General features: G+C 63.2%; 16 protein-coding genes and 1 pseudogene. 6 read left to right on the top strand and 11 right to left on the bottom strand.

The genetic code is table 11. The annotated features are described in order from the left end of the window. The first annotated feature begins 309 nt into the window (after positions 1-309). The 5 genes from WN982_RS38785 to WN982_RS38805 all read left to right on the top strand — a co-directional run bounded on the left by WN982_RS38785 (position 310) and on the right by WN982_RS38805 (position 6,134). Positions 310-903, top strand: a complete 594-nt coding sequence (locus WN982_RS38785; protein WP_341317241.1) for a DinB family protein — start codon at positions 310-312, stop codon at positions 901-903. 326 nt (positions 904-1,229) lie between these two features. Beyond that, the gene (locus WN982_RS38790) at positions 1,230-1,481 is read left to right on the top strand and encodes a hypothetical protein (protein WP_007178686.1); all 252 of its coding nucleotides are present in this window, start codon (positions 1,230-1,232) and stop codon (positions 1,479-1,481) included. 378 nt (positions 1,482-1,859) lie between these two features. Next, positions 1,860-2,852, top strand: coding sequence for a DedA family protein/thiosulfate sulfurtransferase GlpE (locus WN982_RS38795; protein WP_341317242.1), 993 nt, complete (start codon positions 1,860-1,862; stop codon positions 2,850-2,852). An 86-nt stretch (positions 2,853-2,938) separates the two neighbouring features. After that, on the top strand, positions 2,939-4,651 hold the full coding sequence (locus tag WN982_RS38800; protein ID WP_341317243.1) for an FAD-dependent oxidoreductase: 1,713 nt from the start codon (positions 2,939-2,941) through the stop codon (positions 4,649-4,651). Between the two features lie 259 nt (positions 4,652-4,910). Continuing rightward, positions 4,911-6,134 (top strand): winged helix-turn-helix domain-containing protein, encoded by a 1,224-nt coding sequence (locus tag WN982_RS38805; protein WP_341317244.1) that lies wholly within the window; start codon positions 4,911-4,913, stop codon positions 6,132-6,134. A 22-nt stretch (positions 6,135-6,156) separates the two neighbouring features. Here the strand turns inward: WN982_RS38805 and WN982_RS38810 are convergent, their stop codons facing one another. The 5 genes and pseudogenes from WN982_RS38810 to WN982_RS38830 form a co-directional block, all read right to left on the bottom strand. Next, entirely contained in the window at positions 6,157-6,756 is a 600-nt protein-coding gene (locus tag WN982_RS38810; RefSeq protein ID WP_341317245.1) for a LysE family transporter, read from the bottom strand. 140 nt (positions 6,757-6,896) lie between these two features. Continuing rightward, positions 6,897-7,154 carry a hypothetical protein gene (locus WN982_RS38815; protein ID WP_341317246.1) on the bottom strand — a complete coding sequence of 86 codons (258 nt, stop codon included), beginning with the start codon at positions 7,152-7,154 and terminating at the stop codon, positions 6,897-6,899. Between the two features lie 110 nt (positions 7,155-7,264). After that, the gene (locus tag WN982_RS38820; protein ID WP_341317247.1) at positions 7,265-9,448 is read right to left on the bottom strand and encodes a hypothetical protein; all 2,184 of its coding nucleotides are present in this window, start codon (positions 9,446-9,448) and stop codon (positions 7,265-7,267) included. 213 nt (positions 9,449-9,661) lie between these two features. Next, a pseudogene (locus WN982_RS38825) lies at positions 9,662-9,772 on the bottom strand (MarR family transcriptional regulator); the annotation flags it as partial. A 36-nt stretch (positions 9,773-9,808) separates the two neighbouring features. Then, positions 9,809-10,678 (bottom strand): LysR family transcriptional regulator, encoded by an 870-nt coding sequence (locus tag WN982_RS38830; protein WP_341319562.1) that lies wholly within the window; start codon positions 10,676-10,678, stop codon positions 9,809-9,811. Between the two features lie 128 nt (positions 10,679-10,806). On the opposite strand from WN982_RS38830, the gene WN982_RS38835 reads away from it, so the two are divergent. Next, positions 10,807-12,234, top strand: coding sequence for an MFS transporter (locus WN982_RS38835; protein WP_341317248.1), 1,428 nt, complete (start codon positions 10,807-10,809; stop codon positions 12,232-12,234). 17 nt (positions 12,235-12,251) lie between these two features. Here WN982_RS38835 and WN982_RS38840 read toward each other — a convergent pair whose 3' ends face one another. From WN982_RS38840 to WN982_RS38865, 6 genes are all read right to left on the bottom strand, one after another. Next, a complete protein-coding gene (locus WN982_RS38840; protein WP_341317249.1) occupies positions 12,252-13,451 on the bottom strand; it encodes an ABC transporter ATP-binding protein in 1,200 nt (399 codons plus the stop codon). Next, the gene (locus WN982_RS38845) at positions 13,448-14,101 is read right to left on the bottom strand and encodes an ABC transporter permease (RefSeq protein ID WP_341317250.1); all 654 of its coding nucleotides are present in this window, start codon (positions 14,099-14,101) and stop codon (positions 13,448-13,450) included. The genes WN982_RS38840 and WN982_RS38845 overlap by 4 nt, the downstream gene beginning before the upstream one ends. A 13-nt stretch (positions 14,102-14,114) precedes the next feature. Beyond that, a complete protein-coding gene (locus WN982_RS38850) occupies positions 14,115-15,008 on the bottom strand; it encodes a glycine betaine ABC transporter substrate-binding protein (RefSeq protein WP_341319563.1) in 894 nt (297 codons plus the stop codon). Beyond that, positions 15,008-15,724 (bottom strand): ABC transporter permease, encoded by a 717-nt coding sequence (locus WN982_RS38855; protein WP_341317251.1) that lies wholly within the window; start codon positions 15,722-15,724, stop codon positions 15,008-15,010. Before WN982_RS38855 ends, WN982_RS38850 begins: the two co-directional genes overlap by 1 nt. A 962-nt stretch (positions 15,725-16,686) precedes the next feature. After that, positions 16,687-17,487: a methylmalonyl-CoA decarboxylase gene (gene scpB, locus WN982_RS38860; protein ID WP_341317252.1), complete on the bottom strand. Its 801-nt coding sequence runs from the start codon at positions 17,485-17,487 to the stop codon at positions 16,687-16,689. Continuing rightward, entirely contained in the window at positions 17,484-18,743 is a 1,260-nt protein-coding gene (locus WN982_RS38865; RefSeq protein ID WP_341317253.1) for a CaiB/BaiF CoA-transferase family protein, read from the bottom strand. Before WN982_RS38865 ends, scpB begins: the two co-directional genes overlap by 4 nt. Positions 18,744-18,754 lie beyond the last annotated feature (11 nt).

An 18,754-nucleotide genomic window follows, 5' to 3' on the forward strand; every position in this document is an offset into this window, starting at 1 on the left:
TGGACGGGCTATTTTTTTGCCCGTTTTTTTGCCCGTTGTTTCCTGGTCGCTTTTTCGGGTGGCGATCCTTGAGGCCGTGCTCGCGGCTGAGCGTAGCCGTCGATCGAGGCAGCCATGCGAACGGTGAGGGAATACGGGAGCAATCGGCGCGGGTTTGGTGCGTCGTTGTAACCCGGCACGGCGCGGCACCGATGGCGCGCCCAGCGCGAAGCGATGCTACGCTAAGCAGGCTGCGCCCGCATTCGCGCGCGTTTGCCCGTAAGCCTTACGAGGTGCAAGCAACAGGATCCACCATCCCCGGAGACTGACGTGACTGCTTCCGACGCGCCGCACATCAATCCGCTCTCCTCGCACTACACCGCCATGGCGCGCAACAACGCGTGGTCGAATCTGCGCCTGTACCGCACCTGTCTCACGTTGACCGATGAGGCCTTCGCCGAGCGCAGGGTGAGTTTCTTTCCGTCGTTGCAGCTCACGTTGAATCACATTCTTCTGGTCGATCGGTATTACTTCGATGCGCTGGTCGACGGCGGTAAAGGGCTCACCATTTTCGACAACGAATTGCCCTATCCGCGCGCAGCCGACCTGTGGGATGCACAAGTAGAGAGCGACCGGCAACTGCTGGCCTTCTGCGAATCGCTGACCGACGATGCTTTACAACGCGACGTTCGGATCGACCGCGGTCCTGCTGTCGGTGTGCAGCACGAAAAGATCGGCAGCGTATTGCCGCATGTTTTCGTCCATCAGATCCATCATCGCGGCCAGGCGCATGCGATGTTGAGCGGCACCACCGCCGCCCCGCCTCAGCTCGACGAGTTTTTCCTCGCCGCCGACGCGCCGTTACGCGCGCCCGACCTGCGTGAGCTGGCTAGCCTGAACGAGCTACCGGGATCGCCGCGATAAGTCAAAACAAGTCCGCAAACTGGCTAACCGAAGCGCGCGTCAGCAACATGACAGCCAGGAAGAAGGATTGCACCGCCACGGGGCACGAAAAATGCATCCGTCGTCACAGAGAGTCGCGTTAAACTGGCTGTCATAGTCGCGCGGCGCAGCACGCACCGCGCGGCGGGCGGCACGGCGCCGGGTAACGCGCAAGCGCGCGCGCAGGGCGGCACCCCGCAGGCAGTTGAATGAACGGGCGGATGCCCCGATGTGAGCGCGGCGCGACAGACGGCGCTCCATCCTGCCCGTACAATGGTTCGATCAACAACGGAACAAGGACAAGCTCGATGCGCACTACCGGGTCCTCCGGGTCAATGGCCCTGCTCACTGAATACGACGACGCAACGGCGCGCGAACTCCGCTCGCTGCGCCTCGAATCGACAGAAGACGGCAAAGGCATTCTTCTGATTGAAGTCGATGAGCGCAAGCCAGGCATTCATCGCGAAGTGCGCTACGAAATCACGCCTGCGGAACTGATTGCGGCGATTCGCGCGCATGGCGCGGAGTTGCCGGGCGAACAACACAATCATCGTCAATAACGCTCAGCACCCGGCATCGCGCCGTCTCGCGGGTGCCGGGTGGCCGCGCGCCACCGCGCGCTTCAATTCATTTCGATCTGTTCCACGCGCGCTTTTAATTCGCTGCTTTTAATTCGCTTCCGTGACTGGCTTTCAATGCCTCTGCGCACGCGTGCTGAGCAAGCCTTGCCTCAAGTTATTCACATTTTTAATACTCTTTTTAATTGGCGGACGTCCGGCCGGACGGTCAATCAGCGCGCCGCATAAGCGCTTGCAGCACCCGAATAACGGGCATCATTGCTGGGCGTTTGCACGTATTGAAAATGCGTCCATAATCCTTGCATTCTCTATTGTTTCCCCCACCTATGCCGCTCCTGAAAGGGCTGCGGATGTAAGCCGATGCTACATGATCTCGTCGAGCAATACGGGCCGGCACTCATTTTCGCCAATGTGCTGGCCGCCTCCCTGGGGCTGCCTGTCCCGGCAATGCCGTCGCTCGTCCTGTTCGGCGCGATGGCCGCGATGCATCCCGGCTCGGTGGGCACGCAATTGATGCCCGTGCTCGTGCTGTCGATATTCGCCACGCTGATCGGCGACAGCGCGTGGTATCTCGCCGGGCGTCTATACGGCGGCAACACGCTGAAGGCGATCTGCCGTCTTTCGCTGTCGCGCGACACTTGCGTAAAAAAGACAGAACGATTTTTCGGACGTTGGGGCGTGCGCGTGCTGGCCGTGGCAAAGTTCGTCCCGGGCCTGTCGATCGTGTCGATTCCGATGGCCGGCGCGATGGGCACGCGCTACCGCACGTTCCTCACGTATGACAGCATCGGCGCCGCTTTGTGGTCCGGCACGGGTCTGATCATCGGCGCGCTGTTCGCGAAGCAGATCGACATGCTGTTCGCGGCCGCCGGGCGCCTCGGCCGTACGGCCGCGCTGGTAGTCGTCGCTTTGCTGCTGTTGTACGCCGGTTATCGCTGGATGCGCCGCCGCCAACTGATTTCGAAGCTCGCGTCCGCGCGAATCGAAGTCGACGAGCTGGCAGAACTGGTCGCGGCCGGCCGCACGCCGGTGCTGTTCGATATCCGTTCGCAGGAAAAGCGTAAGCTCGATCCGTTCGTGATTCCGGGCTCGCTATTCGCCGACGAGCGGCAGCTCGACGAGATCGTCGCGAAGTACCCGCGCGATCAGAAGGTGGTGATTTACTGTTCGTGCCCGAATGAGATTTCCGCGGCATGGATGGCCAAGCAGATGAACGAAGCCGGCTTCGCCGATGTGCTGCCGCTGCGCGGCGGCATGGAAGCCTGGCGCGACTCGGGCAAAACGGTAGAAGCGCTGCCCGATATGCCGCCGCCGGACCTGGCGGTCGATCATATCGCGCCGAAGGCCGTGTAGCGCAGCGCGCACCCGCATTAGCGCCATCGCGCGCCCGCGCCGCTTCGCCGTCGAACAATCAGGATGAAGACAGAAGGAGCGGTTCAATGCTTTCGACTCAAGAAGCTGAAGGGCAACAAGCAGTAGTCGCCGATGCGCCGTTTTCGTCGCTCGCGACACGCAAGCACCAGATGTTCCCGGAGCTTACGTCAGAGGAAATCAAGCGCCTGCGCCGGTTCGGCGAAGAACACCATTGGGAAGCCGGCGATCTGCTGTTCGAAACCGGCCGCACCGGCCCCGGCATGTTCGTGGTGCTGAACGGGAGCGTGAAGGTGTACCAGCGCGACGGCATCGGACGTGAAGTTTTGATCGCCGAACATGGCGCAGGGCAATTTCTCGCCGAAGTCGGTCAACTGTCAGGACGGCCCGCGCTGGTCAACGGCATGGCGCTCGGTCCGGTGGATGCGCTGCTGATTCCGCCGGTCAAGCTGCGTGCGCTGATCGTCGCCGAAGCCGAACTTGGCGAGCGCATCATGCGAGCGCTGATCCTGCGCCGCGTCGCGCTGATCGAAAAAGGCGCGGGCGGCCCGATTCTGATCGGCAACAGCACCGACTCGCGGCTCGTTTTGTTGCAAGGGTTCCTGTCGCGCAACGGCCATCCTCATTCAGTGATCGACGAGCGCGACGAAGACGCGCTGCGTCTGATCGAACAGTTCGCCGCGCAAAAAGAAGACCTGCCGCTGGTCATCTGCCCGGACGGCTCGGTGCTGCGCCATCCGAGCATGCCGGAACTCGCCAGTTGTCTCGGCTTACTGCCCGATCTCGACGATTCGGTTGTGTATGACGTCGCGATCGTCGGCGCCGGCCCCGCAGGCCTCGCCACCGCGGTGTATGCCGCGTCCGAAGGACTGCAGGTGATCGTGCTCGACAGCCGCGCGCCGGGCGGCCAGGCGGGCGCCAGTGCACGGATCGAAAACTATCTCGGCTTTCCGACCGGCATCTCCGGCCAGGCGCTGGCGGGCCGCGCGTTCGTGCAGGCGCAGAAGTTCGGCGCACATGTCGCGATTCCGGTCCACGTCAAGGCACTGCATTGCGCGGAGTCGCCGCATCGGCTGGAACTCAAGTGCGGCGGCCACATCTCCGCCCGCGCGATCGTGATTGCGAGCGGCGCAGTGTACCGGCGCCCCGAACTCGAAGGCCTCGACCGCCTCGACGGGCGCGGCGTCTATTACTGGGCATCCCCGGTCGAAGCCAAGCTGTGCAAGCGCCAGGAGATCGTGCTGGTGGGCGGCGGCAACTCGGCGGGCCAGGCGATCGTCTATCTGGCGACGCACGCGGCCAAAGTCCATGTACTGATCCGCCGGAGCGGCTTTGAAGCCACCATGTCGCGCTACCTGATCGACCGCATCCGCTCGCTGCCGAATGTGTTCGTGCATCCGAACTCGGAGATCGGCAGGCTCGACGCGGACGAAAGCGGCCTCGCGTCGGTGGCATTGAAGAAGCCACTGCCGGACGGCACCGATCATTTCGACACGCGGCACCTGTTCCTCTTTACCGGCGCGAACCCGAATACCGACTGGCTGCGCACTTGCGGCGTGGAACTCGACGCCAAAGGCTTCGTGCTGACCGGCACCAGCGCCGACGGCACATCGACCTGCGATCTCGGCACGACCGTCGAAGGCGTGTACGCGATCGGCGACGCGCGCGCCGGGTCGACCAAACGGGTCGCCGCGGCGGTCGGGGAAGGCGCGGCGGTGGTCTCGCAGATCCATCAGCTTCTGGCGGTATCGGCGGGCGAAGCGGTCGCTTTGGGCGCCTGAATCGGCTCGCGCTTAGGCTGGCTTCCCGGCCGGCACCGCGGCTGGGAACGGCGCCACGGGCGCGACTGATAACTTTTCATCTCACCTGTCCGCGCGCTGGGTCCCGTCGGGTCCGGTTATGCCGCCCAGTTGCGCCCTCGCCGGCATCGTGCCCTGCATCGATTCGTCTGCCGTATTCACGCTAAAGTAGCGACTGCCGATCCTGGCGCCGGAGCTCGCGTCCGCTCCTCAACGCAGTCACTCACTGACCGACACTCGCGTGAAGACTCTTCCGCTATCCGCCGCCCGTACCCTGCATCTGGCCGCGCAAGGTTTGCTGACGCCGCCGCGCCGGAAGGCCGTCAAAGCCGACGTGCTCGACGCGATTCGCCGCATGGCGCAATTGCAGATCGACACGATCCACGTCGTCGCGCGCAGCCCTTACCTTGTGCTGTTCAGCCGGCTCGGCGCGTATCCGCAGCAGTGGCTCGACGAGCACCTCGCTGAAGGCAAACTGTTCGAGTACTGGTCGCACGAAGCCTGTTTCGTGCCGACCGAAGACTACGGTCTGCTGCGCCACCGCATGCTCGATCCGAGCGGCATGGGCTGGAAATACGCGGCCGAGTGGCACAAGAAGCATCGCAAGGACATCGAGCGCCTGCTCGCGCATATTCGTGCAACTGGCCCAGTGCGTTCAGCGGATTTCGCTCGCGAAGCGGGCAAGAGCAACGGCTGGTGGGACTGGAAGCCGGAGAAGCGCCACCTGGAAGTACTGTTCGCGATCGGGCAATTGATGGTGGCCGAGCGGCGCAATTTTCACCGTGTCTACGATCTGACCGAGCGCGTGCTGCCGGACTGGGACGATGCACGCGATCTGCCGCCGGCGGAAACCGTCACCTGGGACGTGTTGCGCCGCACCTGCCGCGCGCTCGGCGTCGCGCGCGCCGATTGGGTCGCCGATTACTACCGGCTGCCGCGCCGTCCGTATCGCGACGAACTGCATGCGCTCGCCGATCAGGGCGAGCTGATTCCCGTACAAGTGGAAGGCTGGAAACAGGACACCTTCGTCCACCACGAATTCGCATCGATGATCGACGATGCAGCCAATGGCAAACTCGCTTCGAGCGTCACCACGGTGCTGTCGCCGTTCGATCCGGTCGTGTGGGACCGCAAGCGCGCCGCCGCGCTATTCGACTTCGACTACGCGATCGAATGCTATACGCCCGCGGCGAAACGCAAATATGGTTACTTCGTTCTACCGCTGTTGAGCCGCGGCCGTCTGGTCGGCCGCGTGGATGCCAAGGCACATCGGACCAACGGCGTGTTCGAACTGAAGTCGCTGCACATCGAACCCGGCGTGCGCCTGAGTGCGCGTCTTGCGGGCGATCTGCGCCGCGCGTTGCAGCGTTGCGCGGATTGGCACGGCACGCCGCAGCTGGAAATCACCTCCGCGTCGCCGGAATGGCTCGAAGCGTTGAGCGCCGACAGCAGCGTGGAAGCGTGAACGTGTTACATCACGCACGCGCTCAATGAAGCCCCGCCCACGCGAGCGACAACGAAAATACGCCCAGCACGATCGACGCGCCGCGCTGCATCTTCACCGGGTTCACCCACGTGAGTTTGCCGCTGCCGAGCGCGGCGCCGAACGCGATCCACGCCAGTGCAATCGGCACTAATAGGCACGCGAACATCAACATCGCAAAGACATACGCCGGCGCATGCGCAAACGCGGCCGCGGGAAAGATCGTGCCGGCGAACAACAAGCCTTTCGGATTGAGCAGCGTCGCGACGAATAACGTGCGCATGCCGCTCGCCCGCTGAGCCGATACGGGTAACGCCACTGCCGCGCGCCACATATCGACGGCGAGATACGCGATGTACACGCCGCTCGCCACGCGCAGCAGCGACGGCAACCACGGCAGTGCATGCGCCGCTTGCGCAAGAAAACGTCCCCATACAGAGATCGACACCAGATAGCCGGCCAGTTCGGCGGCGATCAACGGCAACGAGCGTTGCACGCCCTGGCGCAAACCCGCTGCGGCAAGCAGCGTATTGGTGGGGCCCGGCGTAATCAGCACGACGACAATGCCGACGGCCAGCAACGCGATAGCGGACGTGGAGAGCATAAAAAAGGTGCACTGAAGAAAACAGGGCACCTTTTTATCACAGAGAACCGCGCCGCCGAAATGCGACGGCCAATGCACGATCCGCATCGACGCTCACGCCGATGCAAACCACGCCGCCCGCGGGCGGCGAGCCACCGCTTTCAGTGCTCGAGCCTTGCGCGCATCTCGCGAGCAGTTTCCAGCAGGCCTTCGTAACCCGAACGCGCATGCTCCGGTAAATCGGGATCGCCGACGAGCGCGCCGAGCGTTTCGATCAAGCTGTACAGAATGCCCTTTGCAGCACCCGAAGCAATGCTGCCCGACGATACTTGCCGTTCCACATGCGTGAGCGCGGCATCGAGGTGTTCCAGGTCGGGCTTATCGTCTGTGGGCGGCTTAGGCGTTTCGTCTTGCGTCATGATCAAACATCTCTCCTGGTGAAGCACCGGTGAACAAGCCATCCTTTCACGTTGTTATATACCGATCGTGTGCTGCCGTCCATTCGTGAAGGGACCGAGCGCGATCCAAGTTAAGGCGTCCATCGATACATCAGGATTTTCGCGCGCGCGTCGTCTTCCAGCAGCACGACGTATTCGCCATTGCCGCGCTGCACCGCGCTGATGCCGAGATACACGTCGACCCAGCCGCTGGTGTTGCCGACACTCGCGCCCGGCGTCATATAGCCGACCGCCTGGCCGGTGCGCGCGTCGTAGACGTCCACCTTCGCGGTGTACAGCTCCGCGACGAAGACATAATTGCCCGCTACCGCGACGCCCACCGTTGTGGTCTGCGGATTGCTCTGCGTATTCCACGGCAGCGAGATCGCGTACTGCTGGGTCGGCGTGCCCGAACTCCAGTTGTCGTAACGCGCGAGCACCGGGCCGGCCTCCTTCCAGTGCGTCGAATCCCACGGAATCGCGCTCGTGAAACCGGATATGTACATCGTGTCGGTCTCCGCAATGTAGACGATCCGAGCGATCCGCGTGAACGGTTGCGGCATCGCGAACATCTTCGAACTCGCGTAGGTGTAGATCGGATTGCCAGCCGAATCCAGACCTTGCAACGGCATCTCGCGGATGCCGCTCGTCGGCGTGGAGAGCCATACGTTGCCGGGCGTATCGACCCACCAGAAGCCGTTGCCGACCGTGCTGCCGGTAGACGGATTGCCGGTGATCTCGCTGGCGTCGACAGTGCCGTTGCCATTGCTGTCGCGCCACAGCCATTCGCCGTAGGTGGGTTGTCCGCTCGGCCAGGTGCCGGGAAGCGGATTTTGCGCCAGCAAGCCAGACGGAATCGCCACTTCGCCATGCGCCGCGTCGAAGCGATACACGTTCAGATAATGCGCGCCCGGATCGAGCGTGTAGAGATACTGCTGACCGTTGATTCGCCGTACCATCGGCTCGCCACGCACGCCGCGCGGCTGGTGAAAGGCCGGGTCGTCGGGATAATCGAAACGGTCGAGCGTAAAGCCCGCATACGACCACTCGTGCCCGACCGGCTGACTGTAATCGAGCGTGAAGCGCTTCGAGCCGGTGTAGACCGAATTCGGCGTCGCGGGATCGAAGGCGGCGCTATCGACAAAGGCCAGCCCGTACAGGCGCCAGTTGAAGGCATGCGTGCTGAAGACGTAGCTCTCGAGCACCGCACCTTGACCGACCGATGCCGAGCCGAGCGGCCGCGGACCTTCGCCGTTTTGCGCGACGTACAGATTGCCGGCCGGATCGACGCCGATGCCCGTGATGCCATTGAAGCGCCAATTGCCCGGCACACCCTTGGTCACGTGGAAAATACCATTGCGCGTGCCGAACGGCGCGGCGGCTTGCGGCTGACCGTTGGCGTCCTTGTTGAAGACGAGGATCTGCTGCGTCGGTCCATTGTCGGCGACAAGGATTTGCCCTGACGGGGTGACCGCGATGTCGGACGGCACCGTGCCGGCGGGCAAGGCCAACGTGCCGGAAAGCGCGGTGCCGTTGGCGGCATAGTGCAGGATGCTCAGGCTTCCCGTCGAGACGCCGCTCATCACCCACAGCGTCGAATCCGTATCCACCGCGATGCGTCCCGGCGACGGCACACTCCACGAGCGCAAGCGCTGCATCGAATTCGCGTCGAACACGAGGACCCGGCTGTTGGACGTATCCGCGACATACAGTTCGCTATCTGTGGCGGCCATGCCGCGAACGCCCGCATCGGTGCCGGTCGTCACGGCGTTGAGCAGCAGAAAACTGTTCTTCGTCGCATTCGCGCTGTTGCCGATGCCGCCGCTGAACGGTGCGCCGGTCGCGAGATTGGCGAGCGTGCGGCGCGTGAGGCCGAACCACGTCTGGTTGGCCGGCGGATAGTCCGCGCCGACCAGTCCGTTCTTCTCGTTGCCGATCGACATCGCCGCGTACAGGTAGGTATGGTTCGTCGCGACCGCATCGCCGCCGGTGTTGCCCCAGCCGTGCGTCGAGCCGGCGACCGCGAGCTTGTCGCCCGCGCGATACGCGGCGATCTCGCTGCCGCTTTCGTCCCAGGGTGCATTGGTGTAGACGGTGCCGTCCGCGCCGACGCTGATCGCCTGGATGTCCTGCTGCATCCATTTGCCATCGCCAAAGCCGAAGCTGTTGCCGATCCAGGAGGTGGTGTAGGTCAGTTGAGATTGCGCGAGCGCGCTGAGCGGGACGAGACTGTGCAGGACAAGCACAGCGGCGCCAAGGCGCGAGGAGAATTTCACGACGGTGTTTCCTTGCGAGGTGCAAAGCGCGCACGGCCGGCGTGTCCGGCGCGCTTCAGCGTGTATGCGGATCGATAGCTATCGCGCATGCGTGAACGTTGGCGTTTTATCCTCGCATAGAAAACGCGGAAATTTATTCGTAAAAAATTCCTTGCGGGCTTGTGGAGGGTTTAAATAATTCGATGTGCATAAGTTTGCACGCGCGCGGCACGCTTAGCTGCTTTTCAGCCGCACGCGATACGCACATCGTCGTGCGCCGGCAAGCACATGTTCGTCGCGTTCAATCGATCCGTCCTCGCCGACAATCTCCTCAAACAGTTGCAACGCGAATACGGGTTCGACACGGCACCGCATTGACCATTAACGCGCGTCCGCGAATTCCTCGGCCACCGCTGCAATCAGCACCTGCATCCGCGCCGTCTTGTACAGATCCGCATGCGCGACCAGCCACACATCGAACGGCTCGGCCCGATGCGGCATGATGCGCACCAGTTCCGGTTCATCATCCGCGCGAAAGCACGGCAGCTCCGCGATACCGAAACCGGCGATGGCCGCCTCGAACAGCATCGCGGTCGATTGCGTCTGGAACACGAGACGTCCGCGCGAGGTCGGCTCGCCGCACAGCGGCGCCCACAGCGACGGAGAGACCGGTTGCTGATACATCACCAGATCGTGACCGTCGAACGCATCGCCCTCCTGCGGCTCGCCACGTGCCGCCACATACTCACGCGACGCGTAGATGCCGACTTCCAGCTGTCCCAGCTTGCGCGCGATCAGATCCGGAGAATCGGGCCGCAGCGTGCGGATCGCCACGTCCGCTTCGCGCCTGGTCAGATTGGTGATCTGCGCGGACGTCACGCAGACGATCTCGATGCCCGGATGCGCGCGCCGCACCTTGGCGATAGCCGGCACCACAAAGCGTTTGCCGAGCGAATCGGTAGTGGCGACGCGGATCGTGCCGGCCAGCTGATCGTCGAGCCCGGCAATCCGCCGCTCGATCGACAACGCCGCCTGTTCCATCGACTCGGCTGGCCCAAGCAGTGCTTCGCCCGCGCGCGTCAGTACATACATGGCGGGCCTGCGCAGAAACAGCGTCGCCGAGAGGGCTTCTTCGAGCGCGGCGATCCGCCGGCCGACCGTCGCCTGATCGACATCGAGGCGCAGCGAAGCGCCACGCAAGGTGCCGGCGCGCGCCACTGCGAGAAAAAATCGGGCATTGTCCCAGTTCATCATCGGTTGGTTCCTCCGTGATGCAATTTTGCATCAGACGGATGCGAAATCACTGCTTTATTGCAGCCGCGCGCGTGACTACACTTCGCCGATCTACCCAATTGCCGATTTAGCCAGAGGAACGCCTGATGACCGAATGCACTGTTGAACGGCCACCGTTAGCGCACGCCGATAAGACGCGGCCCGCAAAGCGGCCGCGCCTGACGCTGGCGCTGGTCGCGAGCGGCATGTTCATGGCCGTGCTCGACACCACCATCGTCAACGTCGCCTTGCCGGCGATGCACGCCACCTTGGGCGCGTCCGTCGGCGGCCTCGCGTGGATCGTCGACGCGTACACGCTGAGCTTCGCCGCGCTGATCCTCGCGGGCGGCATCGCGTCCGACCGTTTCGGCGCGAAGGCGGTGTATTTGTGGGGCCTGGCGTTGTTCGTCGCGGCGTCGGCGGCTTGCGGGCTGGCGCCGAACGTCGGTGCGCTGGTGGCCGCGCGCTTCGTGCAAGGCAGCGGCGCGGCGCTGTTCCTGCCGGCGTCGCTGGCGATCGTGCGCAGTACCTTCGACGACCCCGTCGAACGTGGCCGCGCAATCGCGGTATGGGCAGGGATTGCATCGGTGGCGGCGGCGGTCGGGCCGGTGCTCGGCGGCATCCTCGTGGAAGGGTTCGGCTGGCGCAGTGCGTTTCTGATCAACGTGCCGACCGGCCTGGTTGCGTTCGCCGGCGCGTGGATCGTGGTTCGCCACTCGGTGCGCAGCGTCGGCCGCCGCTTCGACTGGGGCGGCCAGTTGACGAGCATCGTCGCGCTGGGCGCGCTCTGCTTCGCGGCGATCGAATTGCCGTCGCGCGGTATTGCCGCGCCCGAAGTGTGGGGCGCCGCGCTGCTCGCCGTACTGGCAACGTTGACATTGGTCGCCGTCGAGCGCCGCGCACATGATCCGATGGTGCCGGTCGCGTGGTTCAGCAACCGCCTGTTCGTCGCGATGAACGTGATGGGCACGCTTGTCTACGTCGGCTACTTCGGTTTGCTGTTTATGCTGAGCCTCTATCTGCACGGCGAGTTCGGTTTCAACGCGCGGCAGATCGGTCTCACGTTGTTGCCGCTCGCCGGCAGCCTGTCGCTGGGCAACGTGCTAGTGGGCAAGTTGCACGGGCGCTTCACAGCCACGCAGTTCATGACGACCGGGCTCACACTCGCTGCCGTTGCCGTGCCGGTGATGGCAATGAGTCTGGAATGGCGCGCGCCGTGGGTCGTCACGTATGCGGCGATGGTGGTGTTCGGCGGCGGCACGGCCTTGTCGGTCCCGCCGATGATTTCGACGGTGCTGGAACAAGTGCCGGGCGAGTTGGCCGGCGTCGCTTCGGGCGTATTGAATGCGTTGCGGCAGGCAGGTGGCCTGCTCGGCGTTGCGATGGCAGGCGCGGCGACGATTCTGGCGCCGCGCGTGTCGATTGCGTTGTGGTGTGTTGCCGGCATCGGGTTGGTGACCTATGCGAGCGCGGCGGTTCTGGCGGCATACGCGGCCTTCGCGCCGAGATGGAGCGAAGGCCGGCGTGTGGCCTAACCAGCTTGTTGCGGACCTCAGGCGTGCGCAGCAGCAGCCTGCGCGGCAGCCGCTTCAGCCGCGGCAACGGCAGGCGACACGATGGACGGTTGACCGGACTGCCGACGCGAGCGACCCGAGCTCAGATAATCGGCGATCGAATCCTGCGTGACTTCGCCGACATAGCGTCCATCACTGTCCATCACCGGCATCCATGACGAATTGAACTGATACATCTTCGACAGCACGATGCGCAGATGCTCGTCGGCGCTCACCGTGGCCTTGAACTCGCTCAGATGCTCGCCACACACGCCCTGCCCCGCGCGCGCCGCACGGCGCGTGACGTAACCGAGCGCCTGGCGGTTGTCGTCGACGATGGTCAGATAGCGGCTGTCGCTGTCGTCCATCATCTGGAAGGCGCGTGCGACAGGCGTGTCGGCGCGCGCGGTTTCCGGTTGCGTCGCGGCGTCGCCGGCTTTCACCAGCAGCAAACGCTTCAGCGTGCTGTCCTGACCGACGAACGCGCCGACGAACTCATCGCGCGGATGCGCGAGCAGCGTGTCAGGATGATCGTATTGCACCAGCTGGCCACGGCGGAACACGGCCACGCGATCACCGAGCTTGATCGCCTCGTCGATGTCGTGACTCACCATGATCACGGTCTTGTTCAACTGACGCTGCATCTGGAAGAACTCGTTCTGGATCGACTCGCGGTTGATCGGGTCGACCGCGCCGAACGGCTCGTCCATCAGCAGCACCGGCGGATCGGCGGCCAGCGCGCGAATCACGCCGATCCGCTGTTGCTGCCCGCCCGACAACTCGCGCGGATAGCGCTTCAGATACTGCTTCGGATCGAGCGCGACCATCGACATCAACTCGGTCGCGCGTTCGCGGCAGCGCTTCTTGTCCCACCCGAGCAAGCGCGGCACGACGGTGATGTTTTCTTCGATCGTCATGTTGGGAAACAGGCCGATCTGCTGGATCACGTAGCCGATGTGACGGCGCAATTCGACTTCGTTCATGCCCGAGGTGTCCTCACCGTTGATCAGCACGCGGCCCGAAGTCGGTGCGATCAGACGGTTGATCATCTTCAGCGTGGTGGTCTTGCCGCAGCCCGACGGGCCGAGAAACACGCAGATTTCTCCTTCGCCGACGGTGAGGCTCACCGAGTCGACGGCGCGTACCTGCTGGCCGTCCTTCTGCGTAAACGTCTTGGTCAGTTTGTCGAGTTCGATCATGTCTTTTGCACTCCCTTCGGTGTCAGCAAGCGTTGCAACGCTTGCAGCAGCAGGTCGGCGACGATCGCGAGCACGCTCACGAGCACGGCGCCCACCAACAGTTTCATCATGTTGCTTTGGCCAATCGCGCGGATGATCAGCGTGCCGAGGCCGCCCGCACCGATCACCGCCGCGATCGTCATCACGCCGATGTTCATCACGACCGCCGTACGCACGCCGCCGAGAATCACCGGCACTGCGAGCGGCAAATCGACGAGGCGCAGCCGTTGCCAGACCGTCATGCCGATACCGATGCCGGCTTCCTTGATCCCCGCGTCCACATTGCGCAACGCGAGGTAGGTGTTGCGCATGATCGGCAGCAGCGAATAGAGGAACACGGCGGTGATCGCAGGCACCGCGCCGATGCCCTGGCCGAAGCGCGAGAACACCGGAATCATCAAACCGAACAACGCGATCGACGGCAGGGTCAGCACCACGGTCGCTACGCCCAGCAACGGCGACGCGAGCCACTCATGGCGATTGATCAGGATGCCCAGGGGCACGCCGACCAAGATCGCGCAGCCCACCGCGATTCCCACCAGCCACACGTGTTGCGCGGTGAGTTGCAGCAGTTCCGGCCAGTTGGCCGATAGATAGTCGAATACGTTCATCAAAGGTCTCCCCTCAAGGCAGCTTGTGCGTGCGCAGGAATTCCGCCGCCACTTCACGCACCGATTTGCCGTCGATATCGATCTGCTTGTTCATCTCCAGCACGGTGTCGTTGTTCAGCTCGGCGGACAGCGCGTTCAACTGCGTCGCGAGTCGCGGGTTCTGGTCGAGGATCGGCTTACGCACCACCGGCGTTGCGTTGTACGCGGGAAAGTAGTGGCGATCGTCTTCAAGCGGCGTGATGTTGAAACCCTTCACGCGGCCGTCGGTCGTGTAGATCAGCCCGATCGACACCTGGTTGTTATGCAACGCGGTGTAGACGAGACCCGGGTCCATCTGACGCGTTTCCGCGCGGCTGAACTGCATGCCATAGGCGGCTTCGAGCGGCTTCAGACCATCCGGACGATTGGCGAACTCCGCATCCATCGCGAACACGTGCTTCTTGTTCGGCTCGGCGTCGATTTTGGCCGCGAGCTGCGAGATCGTGCGGATGCCGGTTTGTTGCGCCACCTGCTCAGGCAAGCCGATCGCGTACGTGTTGTTCAGCGGCGATGCATCGAGCCAGACGAGGCCACGTTTGGCGTCGAGTGTCTTGACGCGTTCGTACATCGTCTTCGAATCGAGCTTTTCGGTGATCTTGTTGTAGACGATAGCAGCCGTGCCGGTGTATTCCCACACCACGTCGATCTGACCGTTCTCCTGCGCACTGCGCAGCAGTGTGCTGCCGAGACCGGTGCGGGCATCGATCGTGTAACCCTTCGCACGCAGATACTGCGCGGTGATTTCGGCCAGCACATATTGCTCGGTGAAGTTCTTGCCGCCGAGCACCAGGGTGGCCGCACTTGCCTGGAAGCTGGCCAGGAGCAGCGCGCCGGCTGCGATCCAGCGGCCGCGTTTGAACAGATTCATCATGCCGTCACCCCACGTCGTGCGAGCAGGTAGCGGCTGCCGGCCGAGACAATGCCGTCGAGCACCAGCGCGAGAATCGCGGTGGCCGCAGCGCCGAGCAGAAGCTGCTGCTGATTGTCCAGATAGATGCCGGGGAAAATCAGCGTGCCGAGGCTGTCAGCGCCGATCAGATACGCGAGCGGCGCGCTGCCCACGTTGATCGCCAGCGCCGTACGCACGCCGCCGATGATGATCGGCATCGCGTTGGGCAACTCGACGCGCAGCAGCGACTGCCAGCCCGTCATGCCGAGACCGCGGGCCGCTTCGCGCAAAGCGGGCGACACGTTTTTCATGCCTTCGTAAGCGTTGCGCGTGATCGGCAGCAATGACGCGAGGAACAGCGCGACCAGCGCCGGTATATCGCCGATGCCGAAGATGCCGAGCGCAATCGCCAGCACTGCCAACGATGGGATCGTGTTGCCGATGTTGAAGATTTGCATGAAACGTTCGGCATGGCGCGTGAACGCAGGGCGGCTCAGCAGCACGCCCGCGGGAATGCCGACCAGCAGCGCGAGCGCCATCGAATAGCCGACGAGCAGTAGGTGCCTTTTCGTGTAGTAGACGAGATCGGGCGCGTACTGATGCAGCGCGCTGGGGTCGATCGCGCGGCACAACAGCGCAATGACAATGCCGATGGCGACAAGACTGCCGATCAGTCTGGCAGGACGTTGAATCATGAAGATGCGCCTCCTTGTTCGAGCAGCGCGCGGGAATGGCCACGCCGCAAAGGCGTCGTGATGACGCTGCGAATGGGAAGTTCGGGACGCGGCTTGTGCCGCGAAGTGAACCGAGTGATGCCAGGGGTTTTTCCTGACGCGGGGGCGTGGTGCGGTGGTTTGCTTTCGCCCTCGGTGGCTTGCCAGCCTGCAAAGACTGGTGTTGCCAGATCCATCGATAGGACCGGTTCAAGCTGCCGCTGGGCTTGCTTTGGCCGGTGGGGTTTGGGGCCCCAGGGGTTTGATTTTTACCTGCGGTGGGCGGAATGCGGATTGCTGCTAATTTGCATTCAACCCCTTCTAACTTGGCTTATGTAGCTGTGATGTTCACTGTTAGGATGAGGGGATTATACGGGCGTTGGAGAGGTTCGTCTACCCATGTGGTTCATTCATATTCTGGTTTTTTGTTTTTGTTAGGTTTCCTTTTTGTTGTTCTCGTTGGTGTTTTCTTGCTTTTTTCTGCCCCCGCGGCGCGTTATCTCTGTATGCCTACGGCGTTGCCTTTCCTTGATTTCTTAGTGGTCTATTAGCGTCGCCCCTGTGCGGGGCAGGCACTTACTTTCTTTGCCGCCGCAAAGAAAGTAAGCAAAGAAAGCGGCTTCACACCGCCAATTCTTAAGCGGGTCCCCTGGCTTGGAGGAGGCAGTGGAGCATCTGGAATCTGTGCCCTCGCGCACTTCGCGTGAGTGACAAGGCAGTCATTCTTCCGGCGGCGCTGCGCGCGCCGCAGCGGTGCTTCATATGCGCGCTTCGCGCTTTCTTTGGCTCCCGAAAAAGCTCACCGTCAGTTTCCTCTCTTGCTCCTTCGCTCCCGAAAACGCTCACCTTAAAAGCCCACCGGTGCGTGCGGGATCATTCGGATCATCACCGTTACCCGGACAGCGAAGATCGAACGGCAACGCTCAGCCCGGCAGACTCATCGTTCACTTTCCATCAAACACCGGTGGCCGTCGCGCGGAAAACGCCGCGAGTCCTTCGCTGAAATCGGCGCTTTCGCACGCCTGCCGGCGCAGCTCGGCAATCTGCTCCATGGCCTGGACAGGCATAGGTTGCAGGTCTTCAAGTATTCGCAGTTGTTCCTTCACAGCCTGGATCGCCAGCGGCGCCTTGCCGGCTATTCCGCGTGCCAACTCAAGCGCCGTTGCTTCCAGCTTCTCGCTGTCGACCAGACGGTTGATCACGCCGAAACGCTCTGCCCGCTGCGCGTCCAGCGGTTGGGCGCAGAAGAACATTTCCTTCAACACATGAATCGGCAGGTTGTTGAAGAAGCGCAGCAACCCGCTCGTCGTATACGGCAAGCCGATGTTCGCCGGGGTCATCGCAAAACGTGCGCTGCCGTCGGCGACGACGAGGTCGCAACTCATCGTCAGATCGACGGCGCCGCCCCACACGGAGCCCGACACCATCGCGATCACCACGCCGGGATAAGCGCGCACGCGGCGCAACAGCTGTTCGAGCGGCTTGCCGTAGGCGATCGGGTCGCGGTCGTGCGCCAGTTCGCCGAGGTCGTGGCCCGCGCTCCAGACGTCCTGTCCCATTCCGCTGCCAACTATGACAACCGGGATGCGCCACGCCGCGAGTTCGACAAGCCGCGCGTCGAGCGTGCGCAGCAGGTCGGCACTGAGCGCATTTCTTCGCGTAGGATGACTGAAGGTTAATTGCGCAATCCGTTCGTCCACGATATCGACCGTCACCGTGAAAGACGATGTTTCCGGCGTGTTCATTGCATGACTCCCGCTGCGGGTTCCGAGGCTGTTGCCAGCGTATGGTATCCGCCCTGTTGATGCACAGCCTTCGCGGCGAGCAGCGCCTCGATCGACGCGGCATCGAAGCCGGCCTCGCGCAGTACGTCGACGGTATGTTCGCCAAGGCCGGGCGGTGCATGCCGGCTGATGTGCCCAGCAGGCTCGCCCGCCGCCGCGGAAGTGCGCACCGGCGTCACGACCTGGCGCAGTGCGCCAAGCGTCGGATGCTCAAGTGTTTCGACCAGTCTGCAATGCCGCACTTGCGGATCGTCGAACACTTCGTCTAACGTATTGATCGGGCCGGCCGGCAGTCCCACGCCGATGAACAGTTCGGTCCACTCGCGTTTGCTGCGCATCTTCAGACGGGCTTCGAGCGCAGCCTTCAATTCGTCTCGATGCGCGACGCGGGCTTCGTTGGTCGCGAAACGTGGGTCGTCCGGTAAGGTGGGCAGATCGAGCAACTGGCATAGGCGCAGCCACATGTCGGACGTGATCGGCGCCAGGTTGAGCGGGCCGTCGGCAGTTTCGAACACGCCATACGGAGCGATCACCGAATGCGCGTTGCCGGTACGGCGCGGGATATCGCCAAGGCTCAGGTAACGCTGACCATGCACGCTCAGCAGCCCCACCAGACTGGCAAGCAACGAGGTGCTCACATGCTGACCACGCCCGGTTCGCTCGCGCTCGAGCAGCGCGGCAAGAATCGCCATCGCGAGCCACATGCCCGAACTCAGATCGCCGATCGCCGTGCCGGTGCGCGTGGGGTCGCCATCGGCGAAACCGGTCAAGCTCATCAGCCCCGAATAGCCTTGCGCAATCTGGTCGAATCCCGGCCAGCCGCTCATCGGACCATCGGCGCCGAACGCGTTGATGCTGCCCATCACGAGCCGCGGATTGCGCGCGCTGAGCACGTCATAGCCGAGTCCCATGCTGTCGATGGTGCCAGGTTTGAAGTTCTCGATCACCACGTCGGCATCGTCGACCAGCCGGTGGATCGCGGCCAGTCCCTGCGGGTTGCGAAAGTCGATGCACACGCCGCGCTTGTTGCGATTGCACGATAGATAGTAGGTACTCACACCCCGGTCGAACGGCCCCCACGTGCGGCTCATGTCGCCGCCTGGGCCCGGCTCGACCTTGATCACATCAGCGCCGAGATCGGCCAGCACCATCGAGCAGAACGGCCCCGACAGCGCACGGCTCAGTTCGACGACCTTGATTCCTTGTAACGCTTGCATCCAGTTCTCCA

The sequence above is a fragment of the Paraburkholderia sp. IMGN_8 genome, assembly GCF_038050405.1.
GTDB lineage: Bacteria > Pseudomonadota > Gammaproteobacteria > Burkholderiales > Burkholderiaceae > Paraburkholderia.